Raw genomic sequence first — 15,801 nt, 5'->3', positions numbered from 1 at the left:
AATGTCACTCGCTCAGCTCTTGACCTCCGCTCCGTTTACCGGGCCGAAGAATCCCGACGCGGTGCTGGCAGATATTCCGAAGGGCTTGAAGAAGGTGGCGCACCTGGTGCGTCGCTACGTACCCTTTGTGAAGCCGGAGGCAACAGAGGAAATCGCAATTGCTCACGACTACCTGACTCAGCGTGGAGGCGCCGAGCGCGTGGTCCTGGCTATGCATCGCGCGTTCCCTGACGCCCCGATTTACACGACCCTGTACGACCCGGAGGGAACGTTCCCCGAGTTCAAGGACGCGAAAATCATCACGAGTCCTCTGAACAAGATTGGCTACCTGCGCCGTAACCACCGCATGGCCCTGCCGATTCTTCCGCTGGCTTCCTCCCTTCTGAAGGTTCCCGCGGAGCGTGCCGTGGTATCGACGACGGGTTGGGCGCACGGCTTCAACTACGCGGGTCGCAAGTTTATCTACTGCCACTCGCCGGCTCGCTGGCTCTACCTGAGCGATCAGTACCTGGGCGAGAAGAGCACCGGTCCCGTGCCGCTGCTGCTGAAGACGCTACGTCCGGCGCTGATGCTGTGGGATCACTGGGCTGCGCACCGCTCGGCGGTTTACGTGGCGAACGCCAGCGTCATTAAGAAGCGCATCGAGAACGTGTACGGCAAGAAGGACGTTCCGATCTGCTTCCCCCCGCACTCGGTGGACCCTAAAGCTCCGACGGAGCCGATTCCGGGTCTTGAAGAGTTCATGAGCGGGGAGGATTACTTCCTGATTGTTTCGCGTCTGCTGCCCTACAAGAACGTGGACAAGGCCGTGGAAGCCTGCAATAACCTGGGCAAGAAACTGCTGGTGATTGGTCACGGTCCCGAGAAGGAACACCTGCAGCAGATTGCGGGTGACACGATTCGGATTGCCTCGGGTGTGACGGATGCGCAGCTGCGCTACGCCTACCGCCACTGCCTGGCGCTGCTGGCAATTTCCTACGAGGACTTCGGCATCACTCCGCTGGAGGCCGGAGCGAGCGGCAAGGCGGTCATCGCGTACCGCGCGGGTGGCTTCCTGGATACGATTCAGGAAGGTAAGACGGGCGTGTTCATCGAGCAGCCCACGGTGGAGCAGCTACAGGCAGCTCTGGAGGTCTTCAACCCGAAGGACTGGGACGCCGACTACATCCGTGAGCACGTTGACGGTTTCTCGGAGGCTCGTTTTATCAGCCGTTTGAAGACCTACGTGCAGGCGCTTCCCGAAGACCAGTAAAGGCGCTTCTCTCGCTTGTTCGTGCTCTTCGAGCGTTCATGGAGACAAAGAAGGCGGGGCGGTCAGACTAAAAGTCTGACCGCCCCGCCTTCTTTACGTTATACCCGCTTTTCAAGCTACAGAGAGGCCCTAGAGAGTCTCCAAGAGGTTCTTGGCGAGCAGCTCGGGAATGAAATCCTCAATCTGCGGCGCGATAACCTCTGCGGGCTGTTCGTAGAGCTCACAGATGGTCTCAATCGCTTCCTCCTCGCTCGTGGGTTCCTCGAAAAGACCCCAGATGATGGAGGCCGAGCCCTGCAGGATAGAGTGCTCCCCGGTGTCTAGATTCGCGATATACGTGGCGGTGGGGGAGTACTTGGCGAACTCCTCGGAATGTACGTAGGCGATATTTTCGGGGATACCATACACGGGCTGAGGGGATTCCGCGGTCATTTTTTCACCTCGATTCCGAAGCGTTCAAAGAACTTGGCACGCACCTCGGCACGCGTGGGGGTACGGCCAAGCTGCATGGCCAGGTGGTCCTTATTGACGAAGAAGATATTCTTCAGGGTGCGTAGCTTATCGCGCAGGGTGGTTGCCGACCGAAGCCGACCAATCCACTGAACGTAGTGGGGGACATCCTGCGAAACGGAAAGCCACAGCAGATAGTCGCGATCGCCTCGGTACTGTTCAAGCCCGCCCATGGCCGCGCTGTAGGCCAGGTTTGAATCGAGCTCGTTGGCACGTTCCTTAAGCCGCTGCCAGTCTGCGTAGGACATGCGGTTCACCAGATAGTTGATATCCGCGCTGTAACGGGACGCAGCGCGGGCACGGTGTAGCACCACGATAAGGCGCGCATCCAGGTCTGAGGGGACCGTACAGGGCCGGTGAGCGATGAATCGGGTACGGCGGGCTGCCCAAATACGGTCAAAGGTCTTCTCGTAGTCACCGTGGCGGCCGAGGCCGGGGAAGAATCGATGAATATCGGTCAGGCCCCAGGAGGCATGGTAGAGGGTCATGGCGTGCTCGAACACTGAGCCCGTCTCAAAGTGGGCCTGGATACGCCAGCCATCCGCCAGGAGAATCTGCACAAAGCGGTCCACCTGCGATGGACGGACCAACAGGTCAGCGTCGGAGCTGTACCTACCCTTGCGGTAAATTTCCTGCGAGAACGCATAGCCTTTGATATGCAGAACGTCGATGGAATGCTTATCGGCTATGTGCTGGAAGTAGGCGTGCGCAAGCCGAATCCGTGCCGCGAGCGGAGTGGTGAGCGGCTCCGGGGTATTGGTGGAGTGAGTGGTCACAATAACCTTTCGGTGCACCGGTCTATACCAAATAAGTATACGGCGGGAGGGACAGAAACACTGCCCTTCCCGCCGTATGTTGCTCCCCGTGGGGAGAGGGTCGAAAGGTTATGCCTTGGGGGCTGAGGACTTCGACTTCGAGGACTTCTTATCGCCGTCCTTACCGTAGCCGTAGTAGGTTGCGTAGCCCACGTAGGTGCTTGCGTAACCGAAGCCGTAGTAGGAGTTACCCAGGCCCTTACGGGGTGCACGGTTCAGAACAAGACCGAAGAGGTTCGCGTTGACCTTCTTCAGGATGCTGGAAGCCTCGGTCATCTGCTCGCGGTGGCTGCGGCCAATCGAACCGACCAGAATCACGCCGTCCACAGAGTGGGAGAGCAACGATGCATCGGTCACGGGCAGCAGCGGCGGAACGTCGACCACCACGATGAACTCTTCGGAGAGTTCCTTGATGAGCTGGCGCATCTTGTCCGAGCCCAGAAGCTCAGAGGGGTTCGGGGGGATGCGGCCCGCGGGAAGCACGAAAAGGTTCGAATCGCCCAGCTGGTGCACGGCGTTTGCAATCTCCACCTGACCGGCCAGAACCTGGGTCAGACCGACCTTGGCGTCGAGCTTCAGCTTCTTAGCCACGGTCGGGCGGCGGAGGTCGGCGTCAATGAGGATGACGGGTGAACCGGCGTCGGCCAGGGAACGAGCCAGCGAGAGCGACACGGTCGACTTACCTTCACCGGGCACAGCGGAGGTGACGATAAAGGAGCGCGGGGGAGTATCAACATTCACGAAGCGCAGGTTGGTACGCAGCTGACGAATCGATTCCTGAGCGATGTGGTCGTCGGTGTCACCGTTCACGATGTTCTCTTCGTTCAGGTCCTCACTGACGGGCAGCACACCCAGGATGCTTGCGCCGGTTGCCTTGGTGGCGTCGTCACGGGTGCGGATGCGCTGATCCAGTGCGCGGCGCAGGAAGATGGCGGTGTACACCACGACCAGGCCGATAACGGCGCCAATCAGAGTGTTCTGCTGGTAGTTCGGGGAAACCAGCGGCGGGTTGACGCTTGCGTTGTTCAGCGGAATCACGCGGACGGTATTGCTGCTTGCAGAGGGGGTTGCCGCAGCGTTGCTATCGCCGTTAACCAGGGCCTGAGCGTTACCGGGGTTCTGCTCAATTTCCTTGATGTAGTCAGCGGTAGCCTGCAGAGCGCTGTTGGCGAGCAGCTGTGCGTTCTTCGGGGAAGAAGCCTGGGCGCTCACGGTAATCAGCGCAGCATTGTCACCTGCGGTTGCGGTGAGGCTAGAACGAATCTGACCGGTGGTTAGGGAGAGCTCAGGGGTGTTCTGCTTAATCTTCTGTGCCACGGCCTCAGAGGAGACGATAGCTGCGTAGGAGCGAGCACGCTCCTTAGCGGCTGTAGAGCCCGAGAGAACATCCACCGTACCGGACTCGCCCACGGTCACGTAGCCCGAGGACGAGGCGGCGTACACCTTCGGCTGCAGGGATGCATAGCCGAAGCCCACCGCGGCACCAACGATGATGCCAATAATCAGCAACCAGAGGTTAGCCCTCGTGGTGCGGAAGAATTCCAAAATGGTCATAGTAGTGAGAATACTCCAGAAAGTTTGAGTTAGTGTGTGCCCGTGACGTGGAGTACTGCCGCGGGCGGTGAAGGGATACGGTATATCCCCTGGGTTGTGGTGTGAAGCTTAGCGGAGCAATCCGAGCAGGTAGCTACCGTAACCGCTCTTGGTAAGCGGGGTAGCAATCTCGCGGAGCTGCTCGTCGGAAAGCCAACCGTGACGCCACGCAATTTCCTCCGGGCAACCGACGGACAGACCCTGACGGCTCTGGACGGTGCGGATGAAGTTAGTGGCATCAGCGAGTGAATCAAAGGTTCCGGTATCGAGCCACGCGGTGCCGCGCGGCAAAACCTCAACCTTCAGTTTACCCTGTTCCAGGTAGACGCGGTTAAGGTCAGTGATTTCCAACTCACCGCGGGGCGAAGGCTTAATCTGTCGGGCGTACTCTACGACCTTCGAATCGTAGAAGTACAGACCCGGAATCGCGTAATCGCTCTTGGGGTTCTCGGGCTTCTCCTCAATAGAGAGGGCGTTGAAGTCCTCATCAAATTCCACCACACCGTAAGCGCGGGGATCAGCCACGCGATATGCAAAGACGGTCGCGCCGTCCTTCTGCTCGTAAGTGGCCAGCTGGGTGCCGAGACCGGGGCCGTAGAAAATATTGTCACCGAGCACGAGCGCTACGGGATCATTGCCAATAAAATCGGCGCCCAGAATAAATGCCTGAGCCAGGCCGTCCGGGGAAGGCTGAACTTTATATTCGAGATTAATACCAAAACGAGAACCGTCGCCGAGCAAACGCTTAAACTGCTCCTGATCGGCCGGAGTGGTAATAATCAAAATATCGCGAATACCCGCAAGCATCAGAGTGGACAGCGGGTAGTAAATCATCGGCTTGTCATAGACCGGAGTGAGCTGCTTGCTAATACCCTGAGTGATGGGGTGCAAACGACTACCGGTACCGCCGGCAAGAATAATTCCCTTCATAACTTCTTATTGTGTCATGTTTATCTCTTTGTTGAGGCGTAAAAATCGCTCTTTAGCCGGGTAAAATCTACCGTATGGCTCACATTCTTGTTACCGGCGGTGCCGGTTTTATTGGTTCGAACTTTGTTCACCACCTCATCGATAACACTGATCACACGATTACCGTGCTGGATAAGATGACCTACGCCGCAAACGCTGCGTCTTTGGAAGGTCTTCCCGAATCTCGTTTCAAGCTCGTCGTCGGCGACATCGCGGATCGCGAGCTGGCAGACGAACTGGTCGGCAAGGCTGACGCCGTTGTTCACTACGCAGCGGAGTCTCACAACGACAACTCGCTGGCCAACCCCGAACCCTTTATTCACACCAACCTGGTGGGTACCTTCAGCCTGCTGGAGGCGGTCCGTAAGCACGGCACCCGCTACCACCACATCTCCACCGACGAGGTCTTCGGCGACCTCGAGCTGGACGATCCCGCTAAGTTCACTGAAACCACCCCCTATAACCCCTCCTCCCCGTACTCCTCCACCAAGGCAGGCTCCGACCTGCTCGTACGCGCCTGGGTTCGTTCCTTCGGCATCGAGGCCACCATCTCGAACTGCTCGAACAACTACGGCCCCTACCAGCACATCGAGAAGTTCATTCCTCGCCAGATCACCAACATCCTCTCGGGCCTGACCCCGAAGCTGTACGGCGAGGGCCTGAACGTTCGTGACTGGATTCACGCATCCGACCACTCCTCGGCCGTGCTGCGCATCCTGGAGCAGGGTAAGATTGGCGAAACCTACCTCATCGGTGCGGACGGCGAAGAGAACAACATCACCGTTCTGCGCACCATCCTGCGCCTGATGGGCAAGGACGAGAACGACTTCGAGCACGTTGTCGACCGCCCCGGTCACGATCTGCGCTACGCAATCGACGGTAGCCGCCTGCGTGCAGAGCTCGGCTGGGAGCCGAAGTTCACCGACTTCGAGTCCGGCCTGGCAGACACCATCAAGTGGTACACCGACAACCGCGGCTGGTGGGAGCCCCTGAAGGCTGAGGTCGAGGCTAAGTACGCGAAGGCTGGTCAGTAATGACCAAGGAGCTGAAGGTTACCGAGACCGAGATTCCCGGCCTGCTCATCATCGACCTGCCGGTGCACGGCGATAACCGCGGCTGGTTCAAGGAGAACTGGCAGCGCGAAAAGATGGTCGCCGCCGGCCTGCCCGACTTCAACCCGGTGCAGAACAACATTTCGTTCAACGCTTCGGTGGGTACCACCCGCGGTATCCACGCCGAGCCCTGGGACAAGTACGTGTCGGTTGCGACCGGCCGCATCTTCGGCGCATGGGTTGACCTGCGTGCCGGCGAGTCCTTCGGCAAGGTCGTCACCGTTGAGCTGGGCCCGGACACCGCAATCTTCGTGCCCCGCGGCGTGGGCAACTCCTTCCAGACCCTGGAAGAGAACACCGCCTACACCTACCTGGTCAACGACCACTGGTCCGCGGATGCGGTATCCGGCTACAGCTTCCTGAACCTGGCCGATGAGACCGTCGCCATCGACTGGCCCATCGACCTGGCAAAGGCTGAGCTCTCCGAGAAGGACCGCAACCACCCGCGCCTGAACGAGATCAAGCCCCTCGAAGCCGACCCGATTCTGATTATTGGCGCGGGCGGTCAGCTCGGCACCGAGCTGGTTCGCCAGCTCACCGAGCAGAACGTACCCTTCCTGGCTGTGGATCGCGACCGCCTCGACCTGGGCAAGCCCGAGCAGTGGCGCGACGCATTCCGCTGGCGCTCCTTCCGCGCGGTCATCAACGCTGCAGCGTACACCGCAGTGGATCAGGCAGAAACCTCCGAGGGTCGCCGTGACGCCTGGGCAGCCAACGCCCTGGGCGTGAGCGCTCTTGCCTCCATCTGTGAAGAAGCTAACCTGCCGCTGGTTCACGTATCCACCGACTACGTCTTTGACGGTTCCCTGCCCCTGGGCGAGGAATACCCGGAGGATTACCCCCTGGCACCGCTGAGCGTCTACGGCGCATCCAAGGCTGCCGGTGAGGTTGCCGCTGCCGCATGGCGTAAGCACTACACCTTGCGCACCAGCTGGGTTGTTGGCGCCGGTAAGAACTTCGTGGGTACCATGGCATCCCTGGCAGAGCGCGGCATCGACCCGTCCGTGGTTGCCGACCAGTGGGGTCGCCCGACCTTCACCCAGGACCTGGCAGCTGCTGCTCTGCACCTGCTCTTCTCGGGCGCGGAATACGGCACCTACAACGTGTCGAACACCGGCGAGGTCATCAACTGGGCACAGTTCGCCCGCGCGGTGTACGAGGGTACCGGCCATGACCCGGCACGAGTCAGCGACACCACCACCGAGGAATACTTCGCCAACGCTGAGCTCTTCGCTCACCGTCCGACGAACTCGGCAATGGACCTGTCCAAGCTGATTGCTGCAGGCTTCACCCCGCGCGATCACCGCGAGGCGCTCGCCGCCTACCTTGCAGAAATGGGCTCCTAACCCTCTGAGGATTCGACCCTATATCTGCTGATAACAGCATAAAAGGCGTGAAAAGCGCCATATCACAGGTTCCCGGCCCTTGAAGAAGAGCCGGGAACCTGTACAATATTGTCTTGGCCAAGGCGGTGGAATACACGAAACGTGTAGGTCCGTAACTGACGGTGGCTGGTTGGAAAGAGATTTCTGGCGCCAGTCCCTATTCCACTTGGCGCATAACTTCTAACCAAGAAAGGGTGGACAACTCATGTCAGATACCATCAAAATTTCAGCTACCGTACGTAGCGACTTCGGCAAGGGCTACGCGCGCCGCATCCGCATGGCAGGCGACATCCCCGCCGTCATCTACGGCCACGGCGAAGAGCCCAAGCACGTAGTACTCCCCGGCCACGCAACCACCCTGGCTGCCCGCGTCCCCAACGCTATCCTCGACCTCGACATCGAAGGTGAATCACACCTCGCAATGATCAAGGACATCCAGCGTCACGCAATCCGCCCTGAACTGCAGCACATCGACCTGCTGACCGTTAAGCGCGGCGAGCGCGTTGAGATTGAGGTTCCTGTACACGTTGAAGGCGAGCCTGCTGTTGGCGCCGTTGCTAACCAGGAAGAAACCGTTCTTCTGGTTGAAGCTGACGCACTGAAGGCACCCGAAGCTTTGACCGTGAGCATCGAAGGCCGCGAAGCTGGCGCTCACGTTCTGGCATCAGACGTTGAACTGCCCTCAGGCGTAACCCTGGTTGCAGACGCTGAACTGCTGATCGTTAACGTTTCTGAGCCCGAGGAACTCGACGTTCCCGAGCCCGGTGAAGAAGGCGAAAACGCACCCGAGGGTGACATCGTTGAAGCTTCCGAGGAATCAGATCAGGCTGGCGAAGCTCACGACTCAGATAACTCAAAGCACTAGACCGCGCCCTGCGCCTAGCGCAACAATGATTTGTGGATGGCCCGCCGCTACCTCTCTTCTGAGGTGGTAGCGGGCCATACTCATAGAATGGTGTAGTCCATGAATTTTCTAAAAACCTTTTACAGCGCCGTGGAAAGGGCGAAGATATGTCTGATGCGTGGCTCATTGTTGGTCTGGGGAACCCGGGCCCGGAGTACGAGAAAACCCGCCACAATATCGGCCAGATGGTCCTGGACGAGCTCGCCAAGGAAGTTGGCGGCAGCTTCAAGAAACACTCCAAGGCATCCGCGGTCGTGGTGGAGGGGCGCCTCGGCTTCGGCGGCCCTAAGGTGGTGCTCATGAAGTCCCTCGGCTACATGAACACCTCGGGCGGCCCCGTTAGCGCCATCGCCAAGTTCTACGGTATTGACCCCGACCACATCATCGTCGTCCACGACGAGCTCGACATCCCCTTCGACACCATCAAGCTTAAGATTGGCGGGGGAGAGGGCGGCCATAACGGTCTGCGCGACATCACCAAGGCTCTGGGCACCAAGGACTACTACCGCGTGCGTACCGGCATCGGTCGTCCGCCCGGACGCATGGACACCGCGGACTTCGTGCTCAAGCCCTTCAGCAGCACCGAGGCGAAGGCTCTGCCGTTCCTCATCTCGAACGCCGCGGATGCAACCGTCATGCTCATCAAGGAGGGCCTACAGGCTACCCAGCAGCGCTACCACGGGGCCGCATCCTAGCCGATTGCCTCGCCGCTGTGCGCCCCGCGAACTAGGCTCTACCTAACTATGCAAGAGCCACTCAAGGGAATAAGCTAGAAAAGAATGACGTTATACGCTCCACGACGGGAAAATACCCGCCCCGTGGAGCGTATGAGCGAGAGAAGAAGGTACCCGTGGCTGAATACTCCACCCCCGCCAACATCCCCCTGAGCGACGACGTTGTGCGTCAGCTCCGCCAGGACTTCCCGATCCTCAACACCGAGGTCAACGGGCACCCCCTGGTCTACCTGGATTCCGGGGCTACGAGCCAGAAACCCCTGCAGGTTCTCGACGCAGAACGCGACTTCTACCTGCGCGCCAACTCCGCCGTACACCGCGGCGCGCACACCCTTGCCGTCGAGGCGACCGACCTCTTCGAGGACGCTCGCCGCATCGTGGCCGGCTTCGTGGGTGCCACGGAGGAGGAGCTGGTGTGGACCTCCAACGCCACCGAGGCGCTGAACCTCATCGCCTACAGCATCGGTAACGCCTCCCAGGGCATCGGCGGCAAGCCTGCCGAGCGTTTTGCGCTGGGCCCCGGCGACGAAATCGTCACCACCGAGATTGAGCACCACGCGAACCTGATTCCCTGGCAGATTCTTGCCCAGCGCACCGGCGCAACCCTGCGCCACATCCCCGCCACCGAAGACGGCCGCATCGACTACGAGGCCGCCGAGGGCATCGTCAATGAGAAGACCCGCATCCTGGCCTTCACCCATGTCTCCAACGTGACCGGCGCGATTACCGATGTGCCGCGCCTGGTGTCTCTGGCCCGCAAGTACGGCGCACTCGTCGTGCTGGACGCCTGCCAGTCCGTACCGCACATGCCCGTGGACTTCCACGCCCTGGACGTCGACTTTGCTGCCTTCTCCGGCCACAAGATGCTGGCTCCCACCGGCATCGGTGCCCTCTACGGCCGCGCGGAACTGCTGAATGCCCTGCCGCCCTTCCTGACCGGCGGCTCCATGATCACCCGCGTCGGGCTGCAGGACGCCGAGTACATGCCCGCCCCCATCAAGTTCGAGGCCGGTACCCAGCGCGTCTCGCAGGCGGTCGCCTTCGCCGCCGCCGTGCGCTACCTGCAGCACCTGGGCATGGAGAACGTTGAAGCGTGGGAACACGAGCTGGGCGCTCGCCTGGTTGAGGGCGTTCAGAAGATCGAGGGCGTGCGCCTGCTGGGCCCGACCGATCCCGACCAGCGCGCGGGCCTGGTGGCCCTCGCCATTGACGGTGTGCACCCGCACGACGTGGGCCAGCTGCTCGATACGCAGGGTATCGCCGTGCGCGTGGGTCACCACTGCGCGCAGCCGCTGCACCGCTGTGCCGGCGTGACCGCCTCGACCCGCGCTTCCACCTACATCTACAACACGACCGAGGACGTGGACGCGTTCCTGAAGGCTCTCGCCGAGGTGCGCCCCTACTTCGGCCTCTAATCTCTACGGCGCGCACGGCGGGCATACCCGGGCCGCCGTGCGCGGCCGCGTTATCCTCACTAGACGATTCAACACACGGAAGAAGACCAAAATGTCTCTCGAAGCTCTCTACCAGGACATCATCCTGGAACATTCTAAGGAGCGCATCGGCGAGCACCTCGTGGAGGTTCCCGCCGGCCATGCGAGCGCTGATAACCACCAGTACAACCCCACCTGCGGCGACGAGATCAACCTGCGCGTGGTGCTCTCTGACGAGCTGAAGGACGGGGAGAAGACCATTGAGTCGGTCTCCTGGGAGGGCGACGGCTGCTCCATCTCGATGGCGGCTGCTTCCGTGCTCTCGGATATGGCTCCGGGCATGACCCTCTCCGAGCTGCAGCTCCACGTGGATGCGTTCCGCGAGATGCTGCGTTCCCGCGGCCAGGTGACCCTGGACGAGGAGGAGTACGGCGATATGGCTGCCTTCGCGGGCGTTTCGAAGTTTGTGGCTCGCGTGAAGTGCGCGATGCTCTCCTGGGTAGCCGTCGAGGAGGCCGCCAAGGAAGCCGCTCTGGAGGACTAGCACAGCCCGCGCGGCTCCCACCAGCTCCTTGCTGGGCGGCTCAAAGATGATCGCGACGGAATGAGGCGGACGCTACAGCGCGTCCGCCTCATTCCGCGTTTTATCCGAGCCCCGCGGGAAAAGATGACTGGTAAAATAATAGGTGCGGTTCGCCTAACCAGCGCCCCGCGAGGAACCTTTTTCGGACCAGCCCCGCCCGCATGAACGGGGCGGATGCGTTCCTCACCCTCCGACTCCTTCGGGGCGCCGGAGTGACCATCGCCGCTACCAACCACAAGGAACCCCTCATGATTATTGGCTACGCCGCAGGTGCCTACGACCTCTTCCACTACGGTCACCTCGAGATTCTCCGCAAGGCCAAGGAGAACTGCGACTATCTGATCGCAGGCGTCGTGCACGACGACGTCCTCGAAGTCACCAAGGGCCGCCGCCCCGTCATCCCTATCGAGGAGCGCGCCGCCATCGTCAGCCACATCGATTACGTGGACGAAGTGCACATCGAAACCACCCCCGACAAGCTCGAAACCTGGAGGCAGAAGCCCTTTGACGTCTTCTTCAAGGGCGACGACTGGAAGGGCACCGAGAAGGGCCTCGCCCTCGAGGAACGCTTCGCCGAGGTGGGCGTGGAGGTGCACTACTTCCCCTACACCGAGCACACCTCCAGCACCAAGCTGCGCAAGGTCGTCGACCTGCTCGAGGCCGAGCACGACCTGCGCGCGGAGATGCACCGCTTCGCTGAGCTGCTGGGGGACCGCGAGTACTCCGAGGCGATTATCGCCTCCTAAAACCCTGCCGCTCTCGTGACCCCCAAGACGCATAAATCCCCGCCACCCAATCGGGTGGCGGGGATTTTTTAACCCTCGTGAGGACCAGCGGTACGCCGGCCTACTGGGCGGGGACGATTAGCGCTGAAACGATTAGCGCTGAGCAATCCACTTCTCGGCGGAGGTGCCCAGAACCTTCAGCACGCGGCCAACCTGCGGCTCGGCAGCGGCGGCAATCTTCTTGCCCACCAGCGGGATGGAGCAGGAAACCTCGCCGTTGACGTCCAGACGGGTCTTGTCGCCCTCGGGAATCAGGTGCTGGGTGGCGCTGGCCGAAACGGGGATACCGTTGACCTTCACCTCGGTTGCGACGGTGCGCGCACCGTCAGCCGCGGGGGCGCTCACGTTGTCCACCTGGGTCATGGAGACGCCGTTGCCCACGAACTTGCGGGCGATATCCGGAACGCGGTCGGCCGGGATGGTGCGCTCGGTGGTTGCGGTGAACTCGGCGGAGGTGTCACCGGAGACCGAGAAGCTACCGAACTCAACGCCCACCTCGGAGCAGACGAAGCGTGCGAAATCCTCGCTGGAGAAAGCCTCGACGACCTGGTCGACGCTAGCATTGATGACGGTCGATTCCTGAACTGCCATGAAATTTTCCTTTCGTAGTGCGCGATAAACCCCGCGCATCATTCCTCTCTAGGATACGGTGCGCGGGGTTTCGCAACCTAATAATACGATGCGAATTCGGTCGAGAATACGCCGTGGGCAGATAGCGGCGGCGGGCCTATACCCGCAGGTCACCGCGTTCTCGGCCGGGGTTCGCGTGCCGGTCTAAGATGCAAGACTCAGGGGCGTCTTGCACGAATAGGGGAGCGGACCGAAATATTCAGCCCGTGCTGCTAGGCGCCGGTACTGGGCGCTTGCTAGGCGCTGGGAGCCATGGCGTCGATGCGTGCCATCTCGGCCTTACCCGCACGGTGCGCGCGGACGGCCTGCTTGCAACGGCCCCAGAAGGAATCGCGGCGGTGAATCTTACCGGCCAGCAGGTCGTTCAGCTCCTCACCCAGCTGGGCCGCGGAGATTTCCGGAGTGGAGACGTAGGGCTCGGCGGTGCGGAAGAGAGAGGGGTTCGACAGCGCCAGATCCAGCTTGTGGAAGAGGTCCTCGCGGCTCTCCACCACAACGGCGTGGCCGCGCTTCTCCATCAGAGCGGTGAAGGGGACCTGATGGTTATCGACAACCTCGTCAAACTCCGCGCGGCGCGGAACGGCCAGGGGCAGGGCACCGGTGCGGCGCGCATCCTGGATGGAACCGGGGCCGCCCTGAACCAGCACAACGCTTGCGTTGGCGTAGTAGTCCAGCAGCTCGGCCGCGGGAAGAAGCTTCAGATTATCCGCGTGCTTAATGGGCGCGGTGTGGCCATGCTGCACGAGGCAGGTGACCTGCGGGTGAGCCTCAAGGTAAGCCTCGACCCAGCGCAGAAGACGGTCAAAAGTGTGAACGTCGGTGCCAAGAGAAACCACCAGATCGTACGTCTTCGTCGGGATGCGAACCGGTGCGACAGCGGGGGTAAATACGGGCAGATCGAACTTGGCGGTATCGACACTGACCTGGGGGAAGTTCTGAATAGACATCGCCTATTCCTCTCTATGTATTTATCGGTAGTAACCCCGCATACCCGATGCAAAAATCCGGAGGGCATCGTATGGATATACGTGGTGGCGTCGTGCCGGAGAGAATGGTGAGTAATCCCCGCATACGCTTCTCTGACGAGTGGTTAGTTCGTGTGGATGGTGAGTCCTCAGCGGAGCGCACGACCTTTATGTATCTGTATGTTTAATAAATACTATACCCCGAAAATAATACCCTCTATGCACTGGAAGGTATTATTTTCGGGATAGGTTAATCACTCTTAAAAAATGGGGTGAATTACGCGAGAATCGGGGAAATTCTTCTGCTGTTCATCGCTCTGAACAATGATGCGATCAGCAATGGTGTACAGCATTTTACCCGTCATCGTCGGCAGAGTCGGGCGGTCAAAACACTCGATGTACAGGGTCTTTACCCGGAAAAGCTTCGCCGCAATAAAGAACGGGACCGCGACACCCGCACCGGCGGAAACCACCGCATCCGGACGTTCCTTCGGAAAAATTCGAAACGCCAAGAAAAGGTTGCGAATAGCATTCTTAATATTGCGCGTCGTCGGATAGTACGCCCAATAAGTCTTCTCATCGGCCAGCGAGGATTCCACGTCGGGCTGCTTAAAGCTAACCCACACGCGATCGTAATCCTGCCAGGCGGCGGCGGTAGCCGTCAGGTGCTTCAAATGGCCACCGCTGCTGGAAACCAACAGGAGTTTGGGCCGGGCCTGGGCGGAGGTTGCCTCAGTCATAAGTATTCTCCTAATACCCCACAAAGGGAGAAACAAAAATGTGATGAGCGGTCGGGGCTCGACAAACCCGAATCGCCGAGCCCCGCACCATAGAGTGAATACCCGCGCGGGTGCGCCCCGACGCTACTCGCGGTCCAGGAAGACCGCCAGGGAGGTGACGCCCTCCAACTGCTCCAGCTGCTGGAACAGCTCACGCACCGACTTCAGCGAAGTAGCTGCGGTGACCGGAACCAGGGCCAAGCCGGCAGCCTGCACGAAACGCAACTGGGTGGACAGGGGAGTGGCGGTGCTCAGGCTGATGACCAGCGGAGCCTCGCTCTTGGTCACCATCGATTCGGGAGTGTAACGGGTCAGGTCCTCGCGTACCGAAGCGTAATCGGTGAAGCGTGCGTACTCGCTGGGCAGGACGCGCTTCAGCATCTGGTACAGGTGCTCCACGCCGCGGTCGGTGCCCGGCAGAATCACCACGCCGGAGGCGCCGGCGCTCTTGATATCACCATCGGGAGCACCCACAGTGCGCAACAGCATGAAGGCATCGTTCGCCTCCGAGGTCGAACCCAGCTCGTGCACGGGGATACCGGCATCCTGCAGGCGGTCAGCGTAGCCGACGTTGCGCATCATGCGGTCGCGGCCGTACGCCAGAACCAGGCCAATCAGCAGACCCGCCACGGCGCCGACAATACCCAGCTTCACCGGGCCAAGAGCCGAGGAAGAAGAAGGAACCTGAGCCTGGCTCATCACGCGGCCACCGGTAGTAGAAGTCAGCTGAATCTGAGCGCGACGCTCCTGCAGCTGGGATACCAGAGCGTTGCGGTTCGCGTCCCCCTCCGCGGCGGCAATCTGCTCATCCAGCTGCTTGGTTGCCGAGTCCACGCTGCTCTTGAGCGCATCGGAACGGACCTGCAGGTAAGAGTTTGCCATCGCGTTCGCGTAACGTGCGGCGTCGTCCGGGTTGGAGCGGGTGACCTCGATATCCAGCACCGAGGTCTGGGAGGTGCCGGTCACCTTCACGGAGTTCATGAGGCGGCTGGTCAGCTGCGCCTCGGAGAGAGTATCGCCCTCGCTAATCAGGGTCTTAGCAGCCTGGGTAGCCACCTCACGAGAGGAAGCCACGCGAGACTCGGTGGCAATGTCGACCTTGGCGGAGTTGGCGCTACCGGTACCGGCCGGGTCCACCACCATCGGGTAGACCACCAGGGAAGCCTTGGCGGTGTACTTGCCGTTGGTCATGTAGCCGTAGGCTGCACCGGCCAGGGCGAACACCACGACCGATACCAGGATCAGCACGGGATGACGAAGAATACGGCGAACCTGGCTACCCAGCGTCACCGAGGAAGTGTGAGAGGTGTTATCCATGAGGACATCCTTGGAAGAGAAAACGGACACTAATA

General features: G+C 60.6%; 16 protein-coding genes. 8 read left to right on the top strand and 8 right to left on the bottom strand.

The genetic code is table 11. The features are described 5' to 3' along the window. The first annotated feature begins 1 nt into the window (after position 1). The gene (locus ADJ95_RS04370; protein ID WP_049332954.1) at positions 2–1,252 is read left to right on the top strand and encodes a glycosyltransferase; all 1,251 of its coding nucleotides are present in this window, start codon (positions 2–4) and stop codon (positions 1,250–1,252) included. Between the two features lie 129 nt (positions 1,253–1,381). Here ADJ95_RS04370 and ADJ95_RS04365 read toward each other — a convergent pair whose 3' ends face one another. From ADJ95_RS04365 to rfbA, 4 genes are all read right to left on the bottom strand, one after another. Further along, positions 1,382–1,684, bottom strand: a complete 303-nt coding sequence (locus ADJ95_RS04365) for a PqqD family protein (protein WP_049332953.1) — start codon at positions 1,682–1,684, stop codon at positions 1,382–1,384. Further along, positions 1,681–2,538 (bottom strand): nucleotidyltransferase family protein, encoded by an 858-nt coding sequence (locus tag ADJ95_RS04360; protein ID WP_080974951.1) that lies wholly within the window; start codon positions 2,536–2,538, stop codon positions 1,681–1,683. The genes ADJ95_RS04365 and ADJ95_RS04360 overlap by 4 nt, the downstream gene beginning before the upstream one ends. Positions 2,539–2,646: 108 nt before the next feature. Continuing rightward, positions 2,647–4,131, bottom strand: coding sequence for a polysaccharide biosynthesis tyrosine autokinase (locus ADJ95_RS04355; RefSeq protein WP_049332950.1), 1,485 nt, complete (start codon positions 4,129–4,131; stop codon positions 2,647–2,649). Between the two features lie 108 nt (positions 4,132–4,239). Further along, the gene (gene rfbA / locus ADJ95_RS04350; RefSeq protein WP_049332948.1) at positions 4,240–5,100 is read right to left on the bottom strand and encodes a glucose-1-phosphate thymidylyltransferase RfbA; all 861 of its coding nucleotides are present in this window, start codon (positions 5,098–5,100) and stop codon (positions 4,240–4,242) included. 74 nt (positions 5,101–5,174) lie between these two features. Here rfbA and rfbB point away from each other — a divergent pair, with 74 nt between their 5' ends. From rfbB to ADJ95_RS04315, 7 genes are all read left to right on the top strand, one after another. Beyond that, complete coding sequence (rfbB, locus tag ADJ95_RS04345; RefSeq protein ID WP_049332946.1) at positions 5,175–6,173, top strand: dTDP-glucose 4,6-dehydratase; 999 nt, start codon at positions 5,175–5,177, stop codon at positions 6,171–6,173. Next, positions 6,173–7,597 (top strand): dTDP-4-dehydrorhamnose reductase, encoded by a 1,425-nt coding sequence (gene rfbD, locus ADJ95_RS04340; protein ID WP_049332944.1) that lies wholly within the window; start codon positions 6,173–6,175, stop codon positions 7,595–7,597. The genes rfbB and rfbD overlap by 1 nt, the downstream gene beginning before the upstream one ends. A 244-nt stretch (positions 7,598–7,841) precedes the next feature. Continuing rightward, a complete protein-coding gene (locus tag ADJ95_RS04335; RefSeq protein WP_012904012.1) occupies positions 7,842–8,501 on the top strand; it encodes a 50S ribosomal protein L25/general stress protein Ctc in 660 nt (219 codons plus the stop codon). Between the two features lie 146 nt (positions 8,502–8,647). Continuing rightward, positions 8,648–9,235: an aminoacyl-tRNA hydrolase gene (pth, locus tag ADJ95_RS04330; RefSeq protein WP_049332940.1), complete on the top strand. Its 588-nt coding sequence runs from the start codon at positions 8,648–8,650 to the stop codon at positions 9,233–9,235. 155 nt (positions 9,236–9,390) lie between these two features. Next, positions 9,391–10,689, top strand: a complete 1,299-nt coding sequence (locus ADJ95_RS04325) for a cysteine desulfurase (protein ID WP_049332938.1) — start codon at positions 9,391–9,393, stop codon at positions 10,687–10,689. Between the two features lie 91 nt (positions 10,690–10,780). Beyond that, entirely contained in the window at positions 10,781–11,251 is a 471-nt protein-coding gene (sufU, locus tag ADJ95_RS04320; protein WP_049332936.1) for a Fe-S cluster assembly sulfur transfer protein SufU, read from the top strand. Between the two features lie 287 nt (positions 11,252–11,538). After that, on the top strand, positions 11,539–12,036 hold the full coding sequence (locus ADJ95_RS04315; RefSeq protein WP_049332934.1) for an adenylyltransferase/cytidyltransferase family protein: 498 nt from the start codon (positions 11,539–11,541) through the stop codon (positions 12,034–12,036). Positions 12,037–12,168: 132 nt separating this feature from the next. On the opposite strand, the gene ADJ95_RS04310 is transcribed toward ADJ95_RS04315, so the two are convergent. The 4 genes from ADJ95_RS04310 to ADJ95_RS04295 all read right to left on the bottom strand — a co-directional run bounded on the left by ADJ95_RS04310 (position 12,169) and on the right by ADJ95_RS04295 (position 15,766). Then, positions 12,169–12,666: a DUF2505 domain-containing protein gene (locus ADJ95_RS04310; RefSeq protein ID WP_049332932.1), complete on the bottom strand. Its 498-nt coding sequence runs from the start codon at positions 12,664–12,666 to the stop codon at positions 12,169–12,171. 275 nt (positions 12,667–12,941) lie between these two features. After that, positions 12,942–13,652, bottom strand: coding sequence for a glycosyltransferase (locus ADJ95_RS04305; protein ID WP_049332929.1), 711 nt, complete (start codon positions 13,650–13,652; stop codon positions 12,942–12,944). Between the two features lie 278 nt (positions 13,653–13,930). Further along, positions 13,931–14,410, bottom strand: a complete 480-nt coding sequence (pssD, locus tag ADJ95_RS04300) for a PssD/Cps14F family polysaccharide biosynthesis glycosyltransferase (RefSeq protein ID WP_049332927.1) — start codon at positions 14,408–14,410, stop codon at positions 13,931–13,933. A 123-nt stretch (positions 14,411–14,533) separates the two neighbouring features. Further along, the gene (locus ADJ95_RS04295) at positions 14,534–15,766 is read right to left on the bottom strand and encodes a chain-length determining protein (protein ID WP_049332924.1); all 1,233 of its coding nucleotides are present in this window, start codon (positions 15,764–15,766) and stop codon (positions 14,534–14,536) included. Between the last annotated feature and the right edge of the window lie 35 nt (positions 15,767–15,801).

Source organism: Rothia mucilaginosa, from assembly GCF_001061665.1.
GTDB classification, from domain to species: Bacteria; Actinomycetota; Actinomycetes; order Actinomycetales; family Micrococcaceae; genus Rothia; species Rothia mucilaginosa_A.
Note: the sequence above shows the minus strand (reverse complement) of the source record. Positions and strands in the feature narration are given on the sequence as shown.